The sequence below is a fragment of the Pseudomonas sp. ITEM 17296 genome (assembly GCF_028895205.1).
In the GTDB taxonomy this organism is placed as follows: domain Bacteria; phylum Pseudomonadota; class Gammaproteobacteria; order Pseudomonadales; family Pseudomonadaceae; genus Aquipseudomonas; species Aquipseudomonas kermanshahensis.
The window spans coordinates 1-1,357 of record NZ_WJRS01000068.1 but is presented as its reverse complement, the minus strand read 5'-3'; the positions used below and the strand labels follow the sequence as shown (position 1 = coordinate 1,357).

Genomic DNA, 1,357 nt, shown 5'->3' with positions numbered 1-1,357 from the left:
AACAGAGTGTCGTGATCGAGAGGAACGGGGTGGGAGTACCACTCACTACGTGTTCGAGCCGGGGACGTTCATTCCAGTGGCGCAGGCGGTGATCAACACCAGCTTGGATCTGCTGCCGCAACCGACGTATAGCGACCACTACGATATTGATCGGGATCCGGTATGGCTGCATAAGCCGACACGCAGACCTATTGATGCCTTCGCTTGGTATCAATGTGACCAGCTAGGCACCCCTATGGAGCTAACTGATGGAGGTGGGGAAATCGCCTTGAGCGGGACGTATAAGACTTGGGGCTTAGCTAAAGAGACACAGAGCGATAAGGCGAAGTGGGCAAATATCGGTAATCCACTGCGTTTTCAGGGGCAATATTTCGATGTTGAAACCAAGCTACACTACAACCGACATAGATATTACGATCCTATAACAGGACGTTATGGTACGAAAGATCCAATTGGCTTCGAAGGCGGTCACAATTTTTATCTTTACGCAAGCAATCCTGTTCAATGGACAGACCCCATGGGGCTGGCTGGAAGGAAGCAACCTAAACCGTGGATACCCGCCGGCAACTCAAAAGAAGGATGGCAACATATTGATGAAAGGCACATCAGCGGGACCAACGCTCTTAACGGAGCGGGCGATTTGTTCCCTTCTGGAACAACGCAAGACCAAATCCAAACTGCTTCTGAATGCCTAGTTAAACAAGGCACTAAAATTAGCGCCCCCGAACGAAGAATACAAACCTATGAGAAAAGAATGAAAGTCAACGGAAAAAGAGACAGAGTACGCGGCGTATTCGACTCTAGCGATAATAATCGCACTATAACTGTCTTTCCCGTTCGGAGCGAGTAATCATGATGGTTTTCACTTTAAGCCGTATCGACAACAATTGCCTTGCGGACGAATTAGATCAAGGAGTAATATCCCTCACCCTAGACAACAAGAGCATAGCGTCAGGAAAATGTATGCTTTACATCTCCATAACCTCCTTGATAGACGGGGTAATTGAGTTATCTAAAAATAATAAAAAATTTGAATTCATACCTACTGAAGCCTCCCCCTTCATAACCTTACGGAAAGACCAAAAAAATATAAGCATAATTCACAAAAATAAAATCATCCACCAGACAAAAATATCGACAATCGCTTTAGCCATAAAAAAAGTCTTGATATTTTCTTTTCTAACCCTAATAACTTTCCAAAAAAAACTGGTGCAATAATGCTTGACCTGAATGACGCACAACTGTCATTAGAAAATTTAATAATCCCTACCCCAACAACCATTTCAAAAGAACAAATATAAAATCTTTGAAAACCAAAATAGCGGCTAGGACAGGTTTCTGAAGTGACTATTGAGAC

Annotated in this window: 2 protein-coding genes; one reads left to right on the top strand and one right to left on the bottom strand. The window is 43.9% G+C overall.

Annotated elements, in window-relative coordinates; translation table 11 throughout:
• Nucleotides 1-850: RHS repeat-associated core domain-containing protein (locus tag GIB19_RS28060; protein WP_274888849.1), on the top strand; the 850-nt coding region annotated here is incomplete at its 5' end.
• 264 nt (nucleotides 851-1,114) lie between these two features.
• Here the strand turns inward: GIB19_RS28060 and GIB19_RS28055 are convergent.
• A partial coding sequence (locus GIB19_RS28055; protein ID WP_274888848.1) for a hypothetical protein occupies nucleotides 1,115-1,357 on the bottom strand: 243 nt, incomplete at its 5' end.